Here is a 19209-nt window from a genome sequence, read left to right as displayed (position 1 = left end):
GATTTAAATCGATTTGATGGCCGTATACATGAGCACAGCGGGATTGAAAAGCCGCAAGCCAGGACGCCTATTGCAATGTCGGACGCGGCAGCGGCACCGGCACGTCCGATGGCGGCAAATCGCTTGCGGCATTGCCGATAACCTGCTCGATGCCTTGCTCGGCAGGCGCTGGCGCCGCGGCACGATAGGCCATGCCGTAGGTCGCATCCTGCTCGGAGGCCGGTGACGGTCCGTTCAGCACCAAGGTGCATGCCTTCGGCAGGTCGGCCATGGTCGTCAGGCGGGGCTTCACCGGCTTTTCGCCAGGCTTCTTTTTCGGCTTTGCCCAGGGCTCGTCGGTAAACCACCAGGCCAGCGACTTGTCGCAGCCATCGCCGGCCGGAACGGCCGCCTGATCCTTGCAGGTCGACGACCCCTCAGGGCACCTGATGCGGATATGGAAATGGTAGTCGTGGCCGTAGATCGGCCTGACCTTGCCGAGCGCCGAGCGGTCGCCGCTCCAGGTGTCGCAGAGCTTCTTCTTGATGGCCGGATTGACGAAGACCCGCTCGACCTGAGGGTAGCTTGCTGCCAGCATGATCAACCGCGCATGCGACGGCGTCCAGATCGACGGATCGACGGTCAGAAACTTGTTCTTCTGCAGCATGGATGTCGCGGAAATGTCTTCGCGCTCGCGGCCTGTCAGCGTCCTTTGCGGCATCGGCGTCAGCCAGATATCGGCATCGAGACCGATCTGATGCGAGGCGTGACCGGACAACATGGGGCCGCCGCGCGGCTGCGAGATATCGCCGAGCAACAGACCGGGCCAGCCGACCTTTTCCGCAGCGTCATGGGAGAATTGTTCGATCAGCGCGATCATCTGCGGATGGCCCCAGCGACGATTGCGCGACAGTCGCATCGCCTGCCAGGTCGGGCCATCCGTCGGGATCGCCACGCCGCCGGCAAGGCAACCCTTGGCATAGAAACCATAGGACGAGGGCGCCATCTGCGCCGGCAGTGATTTGGCGCCGAAAAGCGCCTTGGCCGGCGTGTCTTCTGCGCTGGCAACATCGGCGATCAAGACGCTCGTTCCAACCAAAAGCGCCAAAAGCGCCGAGCCACAGCGTCGTATTGCAGCAACCATGTCCAATTCCGTTCCGTTCATTCCCCAACGGCGAACCGCACCGGCAATGGGTGCGATATGCCCGATATCCCCTGATCCTAAGGTGCCGCCTTTGCCTCAGCCTTGCGGATCACCGGGATGTGACGCAAAAATTTCGCCTGATTTGCGGCGGCGCCTGTCATTTGGCCCGATTTCGCCTATTCTCTCGCAAAAGAACATTGAAATATAAGGGGTACCGGCTGGATGCCAAACTTCTGCAGGACCGTGAAACCTGGCCTGGCGGCCTCGCTGCTGACAGCGGCACTTCTTCTCCTTACCCCTGCAGCGAATGCGCAAGAGCAGCCAGTCTGGCGTCATGGCACGTCGTCGATCGGCAAGCTCAAATACGCTGATGGCTTTGCCCGCTTCGATTACGTCAATCCGGATGCTCCGAAAGGCGGCGAACTGCGGCTGTCGGAAAACGGCACGTTCGATACTTTCAACACTATCCTTTCCAAGGGCGAGGCAGCGACCGGCGTTGCGTCGCTGGTTTTCGATACGCTGCTGAAATCCGCCGAAGACGAAATCACCACGTCCTACGGCCTGCTTGCCGAGGGCGTCTCCTATCCCGACGACATCTCATCAGCCACGTTTCGCCTGCGCGCGGAGGCCAAGTGGGCGGACGGCACGCCGGTGACGCCTGAAGACGTCATCTTCTCCCTCAACATGGTGAAGGAACACAACCCGCTTCTGTCCAACTATTATCGCCACGTGGTTGCTGCGGAAAAGACAGGCGAGCGCGACGTCACCTTCCGCTTCGACGAGAAGAACAATCACGAGCTTCCGAATATTCTCGGCCAGCTCTCCATCGTTCCAAAGCACTGGTGGGAAGGGCCGGACGAAAAGGGCAACAAGCGCGATATCTCGCGAACGACGCTGGAACCCGTGATGGGCTCGGGGCCCTACAAGATCGCCTCGTTCCAGCCGGGTGGCTCGATCCGCTTCGAACTGAGGGACGACTATTGGGGCAAGAACCTCAATGTGAATGTCGGCCAGTACAATTTTCGCACGATCAACTATGCGTTTTTCAGCGACAGAAATGTGGAGTTCGAAGCCTTTCGCTCCGGCAACGTCGATTTCTACCGAGATCAGAGCGCCAGCCATTGGGCACAGGCCTATGACTTTCCCGCCATGAAGGACGGCCGCGTCATCCGCGAGGAGATCGAGAATCCGCTGCGCGCAATGGGCGTCATGCAAGCCTTCGTGCCGAACATGCGCCGCGACAAGTTCAAGGATCAGCGGGTGCGCGAGGCGCTGAACTACGCCTTCGACTTCGAGGATCTCAACCGCAATCTCGCCTATAACGCCTATCAGCGCGTCGACAGCTATTTCTGGGGCAGCGAACTTGCGTCCTCCAAACTTCCCGAAGGTCGCGAGAAGGCGATCCTGGAGGAGCTGAAGGACAAGGTTCCGCCCGAAGTCTTCACCACGCCCTATACCAACCCCATCAATGGCGACCCGCAGAAGGTGCGCACCAACTTGCGCAAAGCGCTCGACCTGTTCAAGGAGGCGGGCTACGAGCTCAAGGGGAACCGCCTGGTCAACACCAAGACCGGCGAACCCTTCGCTTTCGAGCTGCTTCTCGCCAATCCGTCCTACGAGCGCACGGTCACGCCGTTCATCAACAGTGCCAAGAAAATCGGCATCGACGCCCGCATCCGCACCGTCGACGATTCGCAATACACCAATCGCGTCAGAAGCTTCGACTATGACATGATCTACGGCATCTGGGGCCAGACACTGGTGCCCGGCAACGAACAGATCGATTACTGGGGTTCAAGCTCGGTCAACCAGACGGGATCGAGAAACTATGCGGGCATTGCCGATCCGGCGATAGACGAGCTGATCCGCAGGATCATCTTCGCGCCCAACCGCGAAGAGCTGGTTGCGACGACCCGGGCGCTCGACCGCGTCCTGCTCGCCCATCACTACGTCGTGCCGCTGTTCTACTCCAAGGCAATTCGCGTCGCCTACTGGAACCACCTCGCCCACCTTAAGGAGCTGCCCTACTACGGCACCGGTTTCCCGGACGCCTGGTGGTCGAAAAACGCCACGGCCAAATGAAGCCCTTGCACTCGGAAGCCGTCTCGATTCCAAATGCAGAAAAACGAATCACTGAAAACGAATATAGGCCCGGCTTGGGCCTGAAAGCCGCAAGGAGACGTGAGGATTGAAACACCATAGGGCGCACGCCGACGCTTCGCGGGTCCGGGCCACCGGCAACACGTCGATCGAGAGGCTGGCCTGATGGGTGCGTATATTCTGCGTCGCCTGCTTCTGATGATCCCGACGATCGTCGGCATCATGGCGATTTCCTTCACCGTCATTCAGTTTGCGCCGGGCGGACCGGTAGAGCAGGTGATCTCGGACCTGACGAACGCCGGCGGCTCCGATCGGCTCAGCGGCAGCAGCGGCGACCTGATGCAGGCCGGTGGCGACCAGGGCGGCCAGTACCGCGGCGCCCAGGGGCTTGACCCGGAATTCATCGCCAAGCTCGAAAAGCAGTTCGGCTTCGACAAGCCGCCGCTCGAACGCTTCGGCACGATGATGTGGAACTACATCCGCTTCGACTTCGGCGAGAGCTTCTTCCGCAACACTTCGGTGATCGACCTCATCAAGGAAAAGATGCCGGTCTCGATCTCGCTCGGCCTCTGGATTCTCTTGTTTTCCTACGCCATCTCTATACCGCTCGGCATCAAGAAGGCGGTGTCTGATGGTTCGACCTTCGACATCTGGACATCCGGTATCATCATCGTCGGCTATGCGGTTCCGAGCTTCCTTTTCGGCATCCTCTTGATCGTCGTCTTTGCCGGCGGATCGTTCCTCGACTGGTTCCCGCTGCGCGGCATCGTCTCGGACAACTTCTGGGATCTGCCCTGGTGGCAGAAGATCCTCGACTATTTCTGGCACATGACGCTGCCTTTGATCACGCTGCTGCTCTCGGCTTTTGCGACGACGACGCTTCTCACCAAGAATTCGTTCATCGACGAGATCAAGAAACAGTATGTGACGACGGCGCGCGCCAAGGGGCTTAACGACCGCCAGGTGCTCTACGGCCATGTCTTCCGCAATGCGATGCTGATCATCATCGCCGGTTTCCCGAGCGCCTTCATCTCGGCCTTCTTCACCGGCTCGCTGCTGATCGAATACATCTTCTCGCTCGATGGGCTTGGCCGGCTCGGCTATGATTCCGTCGTCAAACGCGACTATCCGATCGTCTTTGCAACGCTGTTCATCTTCTCGCTGATGGGCCTGCTCGTCAGCCTGCTCTCCGACCTGATCTATACCTGGGTCGATCCGCGTATCGACTTCGAGCGGAGGGACGTGTGATGAGCACTGTCACCACTGCGCCAGCCCAGGCTGCCTCTCCGCCACGCGGCTGGCTATCACCGGTGAACAAGCGGCGATGGCAGAATTTCAAGGCGAACCGGCGCGGCTACTGGTCGCTCTGGATTTTCCTGCTGCTGTTCGTGCTCAGCCTCTTTGCCGAATTCATCGCCAACGATCGGCCGATCATCGCCTCCTACAAGGGCGAGATCCTGTTTCCCGCGGTGGTAGATTATCCGGAAGAGAAGTTCGGCGGCTTCCTTGCCGAGACCGACTTCCGCTCGGATTTCATCCGCGACGAGATCGAGGCCAACGGCTGGATGGTCTGGCCGCCGATCCGCTACTCCTACCAGACGGTCAACTCGAATATTCCGCACTCGGCGCCGACCAAACCCTTCTGGCTGATGAGCAAGGACGAACGCTGCTCGGCCTATCCGGAAGGTTCGACTGATCGCAACTGCATTGCCGGCAACCTCAACTGGCTCGGCACCGACGACCAGGCGCGCGACGTGACGGCGCGCATGATCTACGGCTTCCGAATCTCGGTTCTGTTCGGCCTGGTGCTGACCATCGCCTCGGCGGTCATCGGCGTGACGGCCGGTGCCGTGCAGGGTTATTTCGGCGGCTGGACCGACCTCCTGATGCAGCGCTTCATCGAGATCTGGTCGTCGATGCCGGTGCTCTACATCCTCTTGATCATCGCCGCGATCCTGCCGCCCGGCTTCTTCATCCTGCTTGGCATCATGCTGCTCTTCTCCTGGGTCGGCTTCGTCGGCGTGGTGCGCGCCGAGTTCCTGCGGGCGCGAAACTTCGAGTATGTAAATGCGGCCCGTGCGCTTGGCGTCGGTAACGGCACGATCATGTACCGGCACCTGTTGCCGAACGCGATGGTGGCGACGCTCACCTTCCTGCCATTTATTCTGTCCGGCTCGATCACCACGCTGACCTCGCTCGATTTCCTCGGCTTCGGCATGCCGCCGGGCTCGCCGTCCCTCGGCGAGATGATCGCCCAGGGCAAATCCAACCTGCAGGCCCCCTGGCTCGGTCTGACAGCCTTTTGCGTCATGTCGGTGATGCTGTCGCTGCTGATCTTCGTCGGCGAAGCGACCCGCGATGCCTTCGACCCGAGAAAGACATTCCGGTGAGCGCGACGATGATCGATCCCATTCTCTCCGTCCGCGACCTGTCGGTAGCCTTCCACCAGGGCGGCAACACCTCGATTGCGGTCGACAGCATTTCCTTCGACATCAAGCGCGGCGAGACCGTTGCGCTCGTCGGCGAGTCCGGCTCCGGCAAATCCGTGTCGGCGAACTCGATCCTGAAGCTTTTGCCCTATCCCTCGGCAAGCCATCCGGGCGGGGAGATCCGGTTCAACGGCAAGGACCTGCTCAAGGCCAGCGATGCGGAACTGCGCCAGGTGCGCGGCAACGACATCACGATGATCTTCCAGGAGCCGATGACGTCGCTCAACCCGCTGCATCCGATCGAGCGCCAGATCGGCGAGATCCTCGAGTTGCACCAGGGGCTCGAAGGCGCCGCTGCCCGTACGCGCATTCTCGAACTGCTGAACCAGGTCGGGATCCGTGAACCGGAGAAGCGGCTTGGCGCCTACCCGCACGAGCTTTCCGGCGGCCAACGCCAGCGGGTGATGATCGCCATGGCGCTCGCAAACCGGCCGGAACTGCTGATCGCTGACGAGCCGACAACCGCGCTCGACGTCACGGTGCAGGCGCAAATCCTCGAGTTGCTCAAGAAACTCAAGGACGAGCACGGCATGTCGATGCTGTTCATCACCCATGACCTCGGCATCGTGCGCAAGATCGCCGATCGCGTCTGCGTGATGACCAAGGGCAAGATCGTAGAGACCGGGCCGACCGCCGAGATCTTCGCCAATCCGCAGCATGCCTATACCCGCCACCTGCTCGCTTCCGAACCGAGGGGCAACCCACCGGCTTCCGATCCCTCGAAGCCGATCGTCATGGAAGCTGATGATGTGAAGGTGTGGTTTCCGATCAAGGCCGGGTTCCTGCGCAAGGTCGTTGACCATGTGAAGGCGGTCGACGGTATCGACTTGCAACTGCGCGCCGGCCAGACGCTCGGCGTCGTCGGCGAATCCGGTTCCGGCAAGACGACACTCGGTCTGGCGCTGACGCGGCTGATCTCGTCCAAGGGGCGCATCGCCTTCGTCGGCAAGGACATCAATGCCTATAGTTTCCGCGAAATGCGGCCGCTTCGAAACCGGATGCAGGTGGTGTTCCAGGACCCCTACGGTTCGCTGAGCCCGCGCATGTCTGTTGCCGATATCATCGCCGAGGGGCTGAAAATCCACGAGCGGGCATTGTCGGACGACGAGCGCGATGCCCGCGTTTCCGCGGCACTCGAGGAAGTGGGTCTCGATGCCGCCACGCGCTGGCGCTATCCGCACGAATTCTCCGGTGGTCAACGCCAACGCGTCGCGATTGCGCGTGCGATGGTGCTGAAACCGAAATTCGTGATGCTGGACGAACCGACATCGGCGCTCGACATGAGCGTTCAGGCGCAGGTGGTCGATCTCTTGCGAGACCTGCAGCAAAAGCACGACCTCGCCTATCTCTTCATCAGCCATGACCTCAAGGTGGTACGGGCGCTGGCCAACGAGATGATCGTCATGCGCATGGGCAAGGTCGTCGAGCAAGGTCCGGCGGAACGCATCTTCAATGCGCCGCAGGAGGACTACACCAAGGCCCTGATGGCCGCCGCTTTCAACCTCGAAGCCGTCAATCTCACCGCCATCCGCCAGTAGAGCTCCCGCCATGCCCGCAAAAAGCCCTGTCATCGTCGATCTGAAGTTCATTCCGGAAGAAGTGGAAACGGCGCTCAAAGGCGCTTTCCCGGATCGTGAGGTGATCAACCGCGCCGACGCCGTCCATGACGATCGTGACCTCTCCGGTATCGACTACGCCGTGGTGTGGAAATCGGCTCCCGACCTTTTTGACAGGGCGCCCGATCTCAAGGTGGTTTTCTCCGGCGGCGCCGGCGTCGACCATGTGCTGACCTTGCCCGGATTGCCGGAAGTACCGTTGGTGCGCTTCGTCGATCGCAGCCTGACGACCCGCATGAGCGAATGGGTGGCGATGCAATGCCTGATGCATCTGCGCCAGCACCGGACCTATGAAGCGCTTGCCGAAAGGCGGGAATGGCGCGATCTCTCCCAGCCCGAAGCGGCGGATGTTACCGTCGGCATCATGGGAATGGGCGTGCTCGGCCAGGATGCGGCCCGCAAGCTTTCGGTCCTGGGCTTCAAGGTCGTCGGTTGGTCACGCAGCAAGAAGGCCGTCGAGGGCATCGAGACCTTTGGCGGCGACGAACTGGATGCCTTCCTGGCACGTACCGATTTCCTGGTCGGCCTGCTACCGCTGACGCCTGAGACCCGGGGCATCTTCAACGCGGGGCTTTTTGCCAAGCTGAGCCGCAACGGCCCCTTTGGCGCCCCGGTCTTCATCAACGGCGGCCGCGGCGGCAGCCAGAACGAAGCCGATATCCTGAATTCACTGGACGCGGGCCTTCTCCACGCGGCATCCCTCGATGTCTTCGAGCAGGAGCCGCTTTCGCCGGTCAGCCGTTTCTGGCAGATGCCGAATGTCTATGTGACGCCGCATGTCGCCGCGTCCTCGGACGTCAAGGCGCTGTTCCGCCACGTCGAACAGCAGATCGCCCGCCTCGAAAGCGGGCAACCGCTGCAGCACGTCGTCGACAAATTAGCCGGCTACTGAGCCGTTGAATCATCAGGGGCGGCGATAGCCCGTCGGCTGTTCGTAGAGCCAGCCGATGCGCTCGATCGACGCTTCCAGGCCCTCGCGCGCAACGGTCATCGTATGGCCATTGGCGTGGATCAGCGTCTCGTCGTCTTCCATCAACGCGACATGTCCCTTCCAGAAGACGAGGTCACCGCGCCTCAACTCTTCACGTGCAATCGGCGTTCCCAAGCCGGCCGCCTGCATGTCGGAATCGCGCGGCGCAAGCTTGCCGACCATCATCATCGACAGTTGCACCAGACCGGAGCAATCGATGCCGAACCCGGAGCGACCGCCCCACAGATAGGGGGTTTCGACAAAGCGGGCTGCGACCGAGACATAGTCTCCCGACACGACGCTGCCGACCTCGATGCAATGATTGGCGATCACCGCCTGGCCGCCGTCGAGCAGGAAATAACGGGTGCCGCGGGTCTCGCGCTCGTCGACGACGGTCAGGCGGCTGCCCATCGACAGCGGGTAGACGGTCGGAAAGCGCAGGTCATGACCGGAATAGACGAAGGTGCGCGGTGCCGAGACGATGTGCGTCGGGCTTTTGACCACGGGTGCCAGGCAATATTCCGGAAGGTAGCCGACATAGCCGTCGAGATCGGCCTTCACCCAGCACCAGCTCTCGTTGGTATCGAGCACACGAACCGATTCGCCGAGCAGCAGTTCGGTATCGGTTCCGCAGGCAAGATCGGGCTTTGCGCGGAGCGGCGTCACCGGCACCGAGACACGGGCAACGCTTCCCTCGACATAGCGCTCGGCGTCGACGACACCGCGAAGGCGGTTTTCTGCGAGGTCGGCTCGATAGGCATTCAGGCGGCGATCGGGAAGTGTCGACATGTCAACTCACTTAGGCTGTTTGCGGCCCTGATCAATGATCAGATCGCCGAATTTTTCAAGATAAAGAGCACCGTCGACTGTCCTTTTGATGACGACGTTGCGTCGATCACGCTCATCACGGACGCGATCGACGAGACCGAGGGCACCCATGGTGTCGAGCGCCCTGGTGATAACCGGCTTGGTGACGCCGAGCGTTGCGGCAAGGCCACGAACGGTGTGAGGCGGCGGCACGAGATAGATCTGCAACAGGATCGCCATCTGGCGCAGCGTCAGATCGCGGCCGTCGACCCGAACCTGCTCCAGCGAAACCGTGTGCCAGAGCCCAAGGGCCTGGGAGGGCGTAAGCTCGACCGGCAATGGCAACTCCTGCGCAGCCGCACATGCCTCAGCCGGATTGGGCTTGAGGATGCATGCAGGCGGTCAAAGGGCTACAGCGACCACTGCGCTTCTGAGGGACGCCCGGTGCTGCGGTGGTTTGCCACCATAGCCGCGGACCGTTACGCAAGCGTTTCTTTTTGACGACCGGCGCGTGTCAGCGCCGGTCGTCCACATCAGCGTGTTACCTGGCGATCTGCCGGATGTGCTGGTAGAGCGCGCGAATAGCCTGGGCCTCTCCGCCAACCGGCGAATGCGGCCGCTCGGACTGCGCCCATCCGAAGATATCGAAATGCACCCAACTCTTGGTGTTGGTGACGAAGCGCTTGAGGAAGAGAGCGGCGGTGATCGACCCTGCCATGCCACCCGAAGGCGCATTCGTCAGATCGGCAATACGCGCGGAGACGTCCTTGTCGTAGCCCATGTGCAAGGGCATGCGCCACATCGGATCGTCGACGCCGAGGCTCGCCTCGGACAGATCGTGCGCCAGTTCGGCGTCGTCGGTGAAGAACGGCGGCAGGTCGGGACCGAGCGCGACGCGGGCGGCACCGGTCAGCGTCGCCATATCGACGAGAAGATCGTTTTTTTCCTCGTCGGCATAGGCGAGCGCATCGGCAAGGATGAGCCGGCCTTCAGCGTCGGTGTTGTCGATCTGCACCGTAAGACCCTTGCGGCTGCGGTAGATATCGCCGGGGCGGAAGGCATTGGCTGAGATCGAGTTCTCGACGACGGGGATAATGACCCGCAGATCGACCTTGAGCTTTGCGTCCATGATCATCAGCGCCAGGCCCATGACGTTGGCGGCACCACCCATGTCTTTCTTCATCAGAAGCATAGAGGACGCGGGCTTGATGTCGAGGCCGCCGGTGTCGAAGCAGACGCCCTTGCCGACCAGCGTTACCTTCTTGTGGCCCTTCTTGCCCCAGCGCAGCTCGAGAAGACGGGGCGCTTCGGCGCTGGCCCGGCCGACGGTGTGCACGAGCGGGAAATTCTGCGTCAGCAGGGCTTCGCCCGAGATCACCGACACATCCGCCTTGTAGTGCGCCGCAAGCGCACGGAACGATGCTTCCAGCGCTTCCGGTCCCATGTCGTTGGTCGGCGTGTTGATGAGGTCGCGGGCAAGAAAGACGCCTGCGAGCTGGCGCTTGATGTCGGTTGCATCGGCATCGGTCGGGATCAGCAAAGTCGGCGGCTCGCCCTTGGCCGACTTGTAGCGCTCGAAGCGATAGGAGCCGAGGCCATAGCCGAGTGCCAGCCGGTTGGCTGTCAGTGGGGCTGTTTCGATATGCCAATTGCCGGCCGGGAGGGCGCGCGCGAGCTTGCCGGTCAGGAACGGCGCCTCGGACGGGTTACTGCCCAGACCGAAGAGCGCGCCGCCGAGATGGCCATCGGAAGACGGGATCAGAAGCACGGCACCCGATTCGGCCTTGAAGCCGGCCTTGCGGGCCCAATCAAGCGCGATCGGATCGATGGCTCCCGTTTCGATATGCGCCGGCGTGACCGCGAAGATCGGCAGCGTCTTGCCGGCGCTGGTGTTGAACGGCGACGGCCGTTCGATGAACTGATAGGGGGCCATGGAAGTCCTCGGCTGACAGAGATGGATTCGCGCAATTAACGCTCTGTTAGGGTTAACAGATTATTGCTGGAGTGAAAGTTGCGCCGATGTTGTTTGGAGTTCTGGTGCGCGAATGCATGCTGGGGACACCGCCTATGGCCAAACACACGATCTCTTCCCGAAATGTCACCCGTCTTATACAAGGCGCCGCGATCGCGATCGTCGCGCTGTCTGTCGCCGGTTGCGCCAACCAGCCGAAGAAGGAACTGACGACCGGTTCCATCTCGCGCACGTCGAAGCCCGCCCAATCGATGACCGCATCGGAGCTGTCGCAGGCGGCCGAAAGCATCGGCCAGGCCTATGAGAAGAACCCCAGGGATCGCGAGGCGGGGCTCAACTACGCCAACCTCCTGCGTATGACCGGACGCAACGAACAGGCCCTCGCCGTCATGCAGCAGGTCGCGATCAACCACCCGCAGGACCGCGAAGTTCTCGGCGCCTACGGCAAGGCGCAGGCAGCCGCAGGCCAGCTGGAACAGGCATTGAACACGATCAGCCGCGCCCAGACGCCGGATCGGCCGGACTGGAAGCTGAAATCGGCAGAAGGCGCAATCCTCGACCAGCTCGGCCGCTCGCAGGAAGCGCGCCTGCGCTACCGCGAAGCGCTGGAACTCAGGCCCAACGAACCCTCCGTGCTTTCCAACCTCGGCATGTCCTATCTTCTGACCAAGGACCTGCGCACGGCCGAAACCTACCTGAAATCGGCAACGGGCCAACCGGGCGCCGACAGCAGCGTACGGCAAAACCTGGCGCTCGCCGTGGGCCTGCAGGGACGCTTTCAAGAGGCCGAAACGATCGCCCGCCAGGAACTGTCCGGCGAGCAGGCCGAGGCAAATGTAACGTATCTGCGCTCCATGCTGTCACAGCAGGGCGCATGGAAGCAGCTTGCCAAGGCGGACGACGTGAACACCAACTGAGCTTTGCCAGTTGGCAGCCGCCAAATCGCCGGCTGACGCACTCAAAGTGCCCTGGCGCGCTGCACCTGCCCCCGCCATTCCCTTGCGTTACCGACGGCCCGGGATGTCAGAATTTGTCGGCGACCTGGATGCCGGCCGGACCGAGGATGACGGCGACGAGAACCGGCAGGAAGAACAGGATCATCGGCACGGTGAGCTTGGGCGGCAATGCGGCCGCCTTCTTTTCCGCCGCGTTCATGCGCTGGTCGCGGCTTTCCTGCGCCAACACGCGCAGCGCCTGCGCGATCGGCGTTCCATAGCGATCCGCCTGGATCAGCGCCTGTACCACCGACTTGACGTCATCAAGGCCTGTGCGCTGTCCAAGGTTTTCAAGCGCAACACGACGCTCGGGCAGAAACGAAAGCTCGGCCGTCGTCAGCACCAGTTCCTCCGCCAGGGCCGGAGACTGGGAGGCGATTTCGTCGGCGACGCGGCGCATGCCGAGCTCCATCGACACGCCGGATTCAACGCAGATCAAGAGGAGGTCCAGCGCATCCGGCCAGGCGCGACGGATGGAATGCTGTCGCTTGGCGATGGCGTTGGCGACAAAGATGTTCGGCGCATAGAACCCGACATAGGCAAATCCGATGGCGAATGCGAACCGCATCATGAAAGGCTTTTCGGCGAAATTGCCGAGCACGAAGATGTAGACGATCGCGATGACCAGAAACAGGAACGGAAGACAGAACCGCGCGAAAAGGAACGTGTTGAGCGCATTCTGCGAGCGATAGCCCGCAGTCTTGAGACGGTTGACGGTATTGTCGTCGACGAGGGCCTTGCGCAGGTTCAGCCGCTCGACGACCTGGCGAACGGACGTGTTGTTCTGTCCGCGCAAACTGGCCTTGCTGTTCGAGACCTCCGTGGCGAGGCGGGCGCGTTCCCGCGCGCGTATCTGCTCACGCTCGGTGGCCACTGATTTCATCCGCTTGCCGAGATCTCCGCGCTCGAAGAATGGCACCACCAGCGAATAGAAGGTCGCCAGCACTGCAAACGAGACGAGAACGGCAAGAATGATGTTGGGATCCGTGAACGTCTTGACCAATCCTTCGCCCATAATTTTTCCTCAGATGTCGAAGTTGATCATATTGCGCATCATCAGGATGCCGATGCTCATCCAGACGAGACCGGCCCCGATGATCAGGTGCCCGCGCTGATCGGTGAACAGGATCATCATGTAGTCAGGCGATGTCAGATAGACGAGGGTCGACACGATGAACGGCAAGGCACCGATGATCCAGGCCGAAGCCTTGGCTTCCATCGACAGGGCATTGACCTTGGCCTTCATCTTCTTGCGCTCTCGCAGGACCTTCGACAGGTTGCCAAGCGCTTCGGACAGGTTGCCGCCAGCCTGAGCCTGAATGCCGATCACGATCGCGAAGAAATTGACCTCCGACAACGGCATGTGATTGATCATGCGGGCGCAGGCTTCGGTGACACTCAGCCCGACCTGCTGCGATTCCACCACCCTGCGGAATTCGCTCTTTACCGGTTCCTGCCCGTCATTGGCGATGAGGCGCAGCGCGTCGTTCAAAGGCAGGCCGGACTTGATCGACCGAACCATGATGTCGAGCGCGTTCGGGAACTCTTCAAGGAACTTCTTGCAACGGCGCTTGATCAGGAAGTTGACCAGCCAACGCGGCAGGCCTGCGGCGACAATGACGCCGATGCCCGCGGCTATGGCCAGACCAGCACCCAGGATCAACGCGACAAAGGCTGCAAAGAGACCGAACAGCGCGCTGAAAACATAAAACTTGGCCAGCGAGATCGTCAGATTCGCCTGCGCCAGCCGGGCCTTCATCGAGGGCGCGGCTTTCGCCGATTTTTCCTGCTGCTTCTTCTCGAGTTCCTTCAGCGAATCCTGGACCGACTTGCGCCGCTTCGACATCTCGTTGACGCGATCGCGGGCGGCCTTGACCTTGACCCGATCTGTTTCGGCCGCGCTCACTCTGCGCACGCGACCTTCCGTCTTCTTCTCGCTTTCGATGCGCGAATACATCACGCCATACGCCAGCGCTGAGGCCGATATCGCGACCAGGGCAGCCAAGGCGAGGACGGGAAGGCCTATGCCGAACATCGCGGATCCTAGCCCTTGTCCATGGCGTCGAGTGTCGCCGCCAGGCGCTTGTCTTCGTTGAAGTAGCGGGCGCGGTCCCAAAAATGCGGACGCCCGATGCCGGTCGAGACGTGGCGGCCGATAATGCGGCCGTTGGCATCTTCGCCTTCGATTTCGTAACGCATCAGGTCCTGCGTGATGATGACGTCGCCTTCCATGCCGACCACTTCCGTGATGTGGGTGATTCGGCGCGAACCATCGCGCAGGCGCGCCGCCTGGATGATGACGTCGATGGACCCGGATATGATCTCGCGGACAGTCTTGGCCGGCAGCGTGAAGCCGCCCATGGCGATCATCGATTCCATGCGGGCGAGGCATTCGCGCGGCGTATTGGCGTGGATCGTGCCCATGGAGCCGTCATGACCGGTGTTCATCGCCTGCAGAAGGTCGAACACCTCAGGCCCACGCACTTCGCCGACGATGATGCGCTCGGGCCGCATGCGCAGGCAGTTCTTGATGAGATCCCGCATGGTGATCTCACCCTCGCCTTCGATATTCGGCGGCCGGGTTTCGAGACGAACCACGTGCGGCTGCTGCAATTGCAGTTCGGCCGTGTCTTCGCAGGTGATGACCCGTTCGTCGAGATCGATGAAGCCGGTCAAGCAGTTCAAGAGCGTCGTCTTGCCCGAACCGGTGCCGCCGGAAATGACGATGTTACAGCGAACGCGGCCGATGATTTGAAGAAGGACGGCACCTTCCGGTGTGATCGCCCCGAATTTCACCAGCTGATCGAGCTTCAGCTTGTCCTTCTTGAATTTGCGGATGGTCAGCGCGGTGCCGTCGATGGCGAGCGGCGGCGCGATGACGTTGACGCGCGAGCCGTCGGGAAGGCGCGCGTCGCAGATCGGGCTCGATTCGTCGACGCGCCGACCCACCTGCCCCACGATCCGCTGGCAGATCGAGAGAAGCTGGGCGTTGTCGCGGAATCGAACTTCAGACTCGATGGTCTTGCCGCCGACTTCGATGAAGGTTTGGCCGGCACCGTTGACCATGATGTCGGCGATGTCGTCGCGCGCGAGCAGCGGTTCCAGCGGTCCATAGCCAAGGACGTCGTTGCAGATATCGTCGAGCAGCTCTTCCTGCTCGGAAATCGACATCGCGAAATTCTTGATCGTGATGATGTCGTTGACGATATCGCGAATTTCCTCGCGAGCGCTTTCCGTATCGAGCTTGGCCAGCTGCGACAGATCGATCGTGTCGATCAGAGCCGAGAAGACCTGTGATTTCGTATCGTAGTAGTCCTCGGTGCGCGCGGGCCGCTTTCTTTGTGCCGGAGCTGGAGATTGCGGGCGTGAGGCGGATGGTTGCGAGTCGGCAAGCACCGGCACCGCGACGCGTTCGATCACCGCCGTTTGCGTGATCGGGGCGATCGGCGGCATCGCAGCACCTGTTGTGCCGCCCTTGCTAGAGCCTTCGTTTCCGCGTTTGCCGAACATGTTCCTGATCCGTCCGTTCTCTGCGCCGTCTATTTTCTGCCGAGCGCCGCAAGCATCTTGCCGAGACCGCCGCGCCGCGCCTTCTTCATCGACGCGCGGCCTGTGAGCAGATGCGCGAGCTGGGAGAAGGTCTCGGCTGCCGCCGACTTCTTGTCGATCTCCGCGATCATGCGGCCGCTGTTCGATGCATTGCCAAACAGGACAGCATCGAACGAAATGATGGCTGCCGCTTCGATTTCCAGCGATTCGCAGAATTCGTTCACCGCGATCTCCGGACGTTTCGGCATGCCCACCTGGTTCAAGACGAGGTGGGGTTGCTTGTCGTTCGGCCGAATTTTCTTCAAGGCATCGAGCAGGTTCTTCGTGTTGCGAAGGCTTGCGAGATCCGGCACAGCGGTAATGACGATTTCATCGGCTTCGCCCAGCACCGAGCGCGTCCAATCCGTCCACATATGCGGGATGTCGAGCACCGAAACCGGCGCGCTGCGTTGCAGGATCTCAAGGATCGGATGAAAGGCGCCGCCCTCGAAGTCATAGGCGCGATCCAGCATCGATGGCGCCGCAAGCAACGAAAGATGGTCGGAGCATTTGGTCAGAAGCCGATCGAGAAAGACTTCGTCGAGCCGCTCGGGCGCGAAAACCGCCTCCGATATGCCCTGCGGGGGATCTTGATCGAAATCGATGTTGGCTGTGCCGTAGGGCAAGTCGAGATCGGCGAGGATGGTCTCCGTCGAAAAGAGATTCGAAATGCCCCAGGCACAATTGTGCGCGATGGCAGACGAACCGCTGCCGCCCTTGGCGCCGATAAACGCCAGGCTGCGTCCCAATGGCTCGGCGTCGGGATCGACGAAAATCGATGCGACCGCGGACAGAACCTCCGGCATTGCCACGGGCGCGACCATGTATTCCGAAATACCGTTGCGGATGAGCTCGCGATAAAGCCCGATATCGTTGTATTTTCCGACGAGGATCACCTTGGTGGTCGGATCGCAGACCGCAGCCAGCGGCGCAAGCTCGCTCAGCAGGAACCGGGGATCGGCCGATGTTTCCAGAATGATCAGGTTCGGCGTCGACACGCTCGCAAACATGTTGGCCGCAGCATCGATGCCGCCGTTGTTGATGCGCAAGCTGACCTTCGCCATACGGCGATCCTGGCCGCAACGCTCCATCAGTCGCTGCATCGCCTCGGTTTCGCAAAACGCGTGGATCGAGATGCGCGGCAGCGGGCGGACCTGCTCGAGGTCACCCGGCTGCACGGTATCGAAGGCGAGGTCGCCGGCCGCGGCGCCCGTTTCGATCCTGTACTCAATGGTGCTCATCTGATGATCCCAACGATATCAATTGACGATGATGACGGGTCCGTCACTCTTTTCGGTTCCGCGCCAGTCCTTGATGACCTGGCCGCGCTGCTCCGCATCGATCGGCGACATCTGGCGCGGGCCGAGCAGATCGGTCGGATTGGAAATCTGGGCCGCCAGGTTGGATTGCGATGCGCAGCCGAAATTGTAGTAGTTGCGGTTCTGGATCGTGTTGAGCGCAACATCCTCAGGCCATTCACCACAGGGGGTCGTCTGGGCGGTGATCGCCACATAGCTTATGCGCACAGGCGCAGCGTCGCCCATCGGACCGGCCTCGTAGCCGGCCTCGATCAGCCGCTTGGCGGGAACGCCTGCGGCAACGAGAACGCTGCGGATCTCCTTGCGCATGGCCTGCGCTGCGTGGCTGTTTGCCGAACCGCGCGGCAGCATGATCTGGACGACACCGGTGGACGAATTGCGATAGTCGGCCGCAAAGCCGCTGATGACGTCGCGCGTGCCCTGCGTCAGCCGGCGATCGCCGGAGGCGATCGGGATATCGATCGTACGCTCACCTTCGGCAAGCACGATCGGGTGGCGGGTGCGGTAGTCATCCGGGATGGAGCCCGTTGCAAGATTGTCCTTGGTGCCGCAGCCGGCAAGCAGCCCCGCGGCAACGACGAGGATTGCAGCATGCCGCAAATGACGGGCGGGCATTCCGGTTCTGTTGAGGGGCATGGCACTCGGCCTTTCAGAATTCTCGTGGAAGCTGCTTCGCGTTTGCATGACCCAGCCTATTTGTAGATGAAGCCTACATTGCCGTGGTAGCGGCCAGCCGGAGCGGATGCCTCCGGGCGCCCGTAGATCCGGTTCACCCGACCAAGGAAGAAGCTGTCCCAATCATTGGCTGCATTGAAATTGTCATCAGGCCTGGAGATCGCGCTTCTGGCCACAGGCCGCACGAGATAGGGTGTTGCGATGATGACGAGTTCGGTCTCGTTGCGGACGAAGTCCTTGCTGCGGAACAGCGTTCCGAGGATCGGGATCTTCGAGGCGCCTGGGACGCCTGACATGGCCTGACGGATATTGTCCTGCACCAAACCGGCGATGACGATCGAACCGCCCGAGGGGAGCTCGACGCTGGTCGATGCCTCGCGTCTGCGGAGGCCGAGGAAGGTGTTGCCTGGGATGTCGTTGGAGCCGTTGCCGGTAACGACACTGCCTTCATAGGTCGGCTCCGACACTTCGGTCTGGACCTGCAGACTGATCCTGCCAGGGCCGAGAACAACCGGCTTGAAGTTCAGGCGAATGCCGTATTCGACGTCGTTGACCTCGCGTTTGACCTTGTTCAGTTTGGTGGTGGCGTCCCATTCGACCTCTTGCATGCCGGGTAGCCGAAACTCGCCGCCAACGTAGAATTTCGCCTCTTGACCCGAAATCGCGGTCAAGCTCGGCTCGGCCAGCGTGCGCATCACGCCGGCCTGCTCCATCGCATTGATGTAGCTTGCGATCGTCGTTCCGCCGATCGAGCCTTTGATGAGCGCGTTTGCGCCGAGACCTATGGCGTCTCCGAGGTTGGCGGGGTTGCGGAATCCGATGCCGCTGTCGCCATCGCGGACGCTGCCGTTGAAGCCAAGTTGCTTGAGGACCTGGCGGCTGACCTCGGCAACTGTCACCTTCAGGGTGACCTGATCATCGCCATCGATGGTCAAGAGGTTGACGATCTGCGAGACTTGTCGATCCTCGGCAAAGATATCGGCATCACCATTGTTGCCCTGCGCCGTGATGTTGCGTGTCGTCGCTTCACCGCCTTGGAGGAAGGCCTTGGCGAGGTCGACGGCGCGCGTCGAATCGAGTGGTGTGCGCACGTTGCCCGTCAGGACGATGTTGTCGGAGATGATTTCGACGTTGATTTCGGCATCTGGAATGAAGCGGCGCAGATTGGATTGCAGGTTGGCGATGTCGCGCTCGACCTCGACGTCAAGACTGACGATCTCCTCGCCGTTCGGCCCGAAGATGAAAATGTTGGTCTGCCCCACGGATTTGCCAAAGAGATAGATCCGCCTGGATGTGCGCGTAACGGCATCGGCGAGCGATGGGTCGGCGACGAGAATATCGTGGGCATCGGCTGGCAGATCGACGACAACGGCCTTGTTCAGCCCCAGGCTGACCTTCTTCTTCGCCCCCGGCCCGCTTTCGACGACTCTGACGACCGAGGAGGAAGCCGCATGGGCGGACGGAAGCGTTGGCAGCGCCATGCCCGAAAATGTCAGGCAAAACGACAGGCACGCCACAACAGACGCCCGAAACTTGTTTCCGATCCGCTTCACCT

General features: G+C 61.4%; 16 protein-coding genes. 6 read left to right on the top strand and 10 right to left on the bottom strand.

Annotation, left to right across the window (positions count from 1 at the left end):
• Positions 1-67: 67 nt before the first annotated feature.
• A complete protein-coding gene (gene mepA / locus HT585_RS00185) occupies positions 68-1123 on the bottom strand; it encodes a penicillin-insensitive murein endopeptidase (RefSeq protein ID WP_176351089.1) in 1056 nt (351 codons plus the stop codon).
• A 222-nt stretch (positions 1124-1345) separates the two neighbouring features.
• On the opposite strand from mepA, the gene HT585_RS00180 reads away from it, so the two are divergent.
• The 5 genes from HT585_RS00180 to HT585_RS00160 all read left to right on the top strand — a co-directional run bounded on the left by HT585_RS00180 (position 1346) and on the right by HT585_RS00160 (position 8220).
• Positions 1346-3205, top strand: a complete 1860-nt coding sequence (locus HT585_RS00180) for an extracellular solute-binding protein (protein WP_176351088.1) — start codon at positions 1346-1348, stop codon at positions 3203-3205.
• A 183-nt stretch (positions 3206-3388) separates the two neighbouring features.
• Positions 3389-4471 carry a microcin C ABC transporter permease YejB gene (locus HT585_RS00175; protein WP_176351087.1) on the top strand — a complete coding sequence of 361 codons (1083 nt, stop codon included), beginning with the start codon at positions 3389-3391 and terminating at the stop codon, positions 4469-4471.
• A complete protein-coding gene (locus HT585_RS00170; RefSeq protein ID WP_176351086.1) occupies positions 4471-5613 on the top strand; it encodes an ABC transporter permease in 1143 nt (380 codons plus the stop codon). Before HT585_RS00175 ends, HT585_RS00170 begins: the two co-directional genes overlap by 1 nt.
• An 8-nt stretch (positions 5614-5621) precedes the next feature.
• Positions 5622-7250 carry an ABC transporter ATP-binding protein gene (locus HT585_RS00165; protein WP_176352138.1) on the top strand — a complete coding sequence of 543 codons (1629 nt, stop codon included), beginning with the start codon at positions 5622-5624 and terminating at the stop codon, positions 7248-7250.
• A 10-nt stretch (positions 7251-7260) separates the two neighbouring features.
• A complete protein-coding gene (locus HT585_RS00160) occupies positions 7261-8220 on the top strand; it encodes a 2-hydroxyacid dehydrogenase (RefSeq protein WP_176351085.1) in 960 nt (319 codons plus the stop codon).
• Between the two features lie 12 nt (positions 8221-8232).
• Here HT585_RS00160 and HT585_RS00155 read toward each other — a convergent pair whose 3' ends face one another.
• The 3 genes from HT585_RS00155 to HT585_RS00145 all read right to left on the bottom strand — a co-directional run bounded on the left by HT585_RS00155 (position 8233) and on the right by HT585_RS00145 (position 11038).
• Positions 8233-9087: a C40 family peptidase gene (locus tag HT585_RS00155; protein WP_176351084.1), complete on the bottom strand. Its 855-nt coding sequence runs from the start codon at positions 9085-9087 to the stop codon at positions 8233-8235.
• A gap of 6 nt (positions 9088-9093) precedes the next feature.
• Positions 9094-9444, bottom strand: a complete 351-nt coding sequence (locus HT585_RS00150) for a MarR family transcriptional regulator (protein WP_115418815.1) — start codon at positions 9442-9444, stop codon at positions 9094-9096.
• 202 nt (positions 9445-9646) lie between these two features.
• Positions 9647-11038: a leucyl aminopeptidase family protein gene (locus tag HT585_RS00145; protein WP_176351083.1), complete on the bottom strand. Its 1392-nt coding sequence runs from the start codon at positions 11036-11038 to the stop codon at positions 9647-9649.
• Positions 11039-11172: 134 nt separating this feature from the next.
• On the opposite strand from HT585_RS00145, the gene HT585_RS00140 reads away from it, so the two are divergent.
• Complete coding sequence (locus HT585_RS00140; protein ID WP_176351082.1) at positions 11173-11994, top strand: tetratricopeptide repeat protein; 822 nt, start codon at positions 11173-11175, stop codon at positions 11992-11994.
• Positions 11995-12100: 106 nt separating this feature from the next.
• Here the strand turns inward: HT585_RS00140 and HT585_RS00135 are convergent, their stop codons facing one another.
• The 6 genes from HT585_RS00135 to HT585_RS00110 all read right to left on the bottom strand — a co-directional run bounded on the left by HT585_RS00135 (position 12101) and on the right by HT585_RS00110 (position 19207).
• The gene (locus HT585_RS00135) at positions 12101-13087 is read right to left on the bottom strand and encodes a type II secretion system F family protein (protein WP_176351081.1); all 987 of its coding nucleotides are present in this window, start codon (positions 13085-13087) and stop codon (positions 12101-12103) included.
• Between the two features lie 9 nt (positions 13088-13096).
• Positions 13097-14107 carry a type II secretion system F family protein gene (locus tag HT585_RS00130; protein WP_176351080.1) on the bottom strand — a complete coding sequence of 337 codons (1011 nt, stop codon included), beginning with the start codon at positions 14105-14107 and terminating at the stop codon, positions 13097-13099.
• 8 nt (positions 14108-14115) lie between these two features.
• A complete protein-coding gene (locus tag HT585_RS00125; RefSeq protein WP_176351079.1) occupies positions 14116-15582 on the bottom strand; it encodes a TadA family conjugal transfer-associated ATPase in 1467 nt (488 codons plus the stop codon).
• 29 nt (positions 15583-15611) lie between these two features.
• On the bottom strand, positions 15612-16901 hold the full coding sequence (locus HT585_RS00120) for a CpaE/TadZ family protein (protein WP_176351078.1): 1290 nt from the start codon (positions 16899-16901) through the stop codon (positions 15612-15614).
• Between the two features lie 18 nt (positions 16902-16919).
• Entirely contained in the window at positions 16920-17594 is a 675-nt protein-coding gene (locus HT585_RS00115) for a CpaD family pilus assembly protein (RefSeq protein ID WP_246707573.1), read from the bottom strand.
• 77 nt (positions 17595-17671) lie between these two features.
• A complete protein-coding gene (locus HT585_RS00110) occupies positions 17672-19207 on the bottom strand; it encodes a pilus assembly protein N-terminal domain-containing protein (RefSeq protein ID WP_176352137.1) in 1536 nt (511 codons plus the stop codon).
• Positions 19208-19209: the final 2 nt, after the last annotated feature.

The organism is Ensifer oleiphilus, from assembly GCF_013371465.1.
Lineage (GTDB): Bacteria > Pseudomonadota > Alphaproteobacteria > Rhizobiales > Rhizobiaceae > Ensifer > Ensifer oleiphilus.
This window is presented reverse-complemented; position numbering and strand designations above follow the sequence as displayed.

Coding starts and splice junctions, on each gene's coding strand:
- HT585_RS00125 (WP_176351079.1), bottom strand. CDS start 15,582: ATGTTCGGCAAACGCGGAAACGAAGGCTCTAGCAAGGGCGGCACAACA.
- HT585_RS00160 (WP_176351085.1), top strand. CDS start 7,261: ATGCCCGCAAAAAGCCCTGTCATCGTCGATCTGAAGTTCATTCCGGAA.
- mepA (WP_176351089.1), bottom strand. CDS start 1,123: ATGGTTGCTGCAATACGACGCTGTGGCTCGGCGCTTTTGGCGCTTTTG.
- HT585_RS00140 (WP_176351082.1), top strand. CDS start 11,173: ATGGCCAAACACACGATCTCTTCCCGAAATGTCACCCGTCTTATACAA.
- HT585_RS00145 (WP_176351083.1), bottom strand. CDS start 11,038: ATGGCCCCCTATCAGTTCATCGAACGGCCGTCGCCGTTCAACACCAGC.
- HT585_RS00135 (WP_176351081.1), bottom strand. CDS start 13,087: ATGGGCGAAGGATTGGTCAAGACGTTCACGGATCCCAACATCATTCTT.
- HT585_RS00120 (WP_176351078.1), bottom strand. CDS start 16,901: ATGAGCACCATTGAGTACAGGATCGAAACGGGCGCCGCGGCCGGCGAC.
- HT585_RS00165 (WP_176352138.1), top strand. CDS start 5,622: ATGATCGATCCCATTCTCTCCGTCCGCGACCTGTCGGTAGCCTTCCAC.
- HT585_RS00155 (WP_176351084.1), bottom strand. CDS start 9,087: ATGTCGACACTTCCCGATCGCCGCCTGAATGCCTATCGAGCCGACCTC.
- HT585_RS00170 (WP_176351086.1), top strand. CDS start 4,471: ATGAGCACTGTCACCACTGCGCCAGCCCAGGCTGCCTCTCCGCCACGC.
- HT585_RS00180 (WP_176351088.1), top strand. CDS start 1,346: ATGCCAAACTTCTGCAGGACCGTGAAACCTGGCCTGGCGGCCTCGCTG.
- HT585_RS00175 (WP_176351087.1), top strand. CDS start 3,389: ATGGGTGCGTATATTCTGCGTCGCCTGCTTCTGATGATCCCGACGATC.
- HT585_RS00115 (WP_246707573.1), bottom strand. CDS start 17,594: ATGCCCGCCCGTCATTTGCGGCATGCTGCAATCCTCGTCGTTGCCGCG.
- HT585_RS00130 (WP_176351080.1), bottom strand. CDS start 14,107: ATGTTCGGCATAGGCCTTCCCGTCCTCGCCTTGGCTGCCCTGGTCGCG.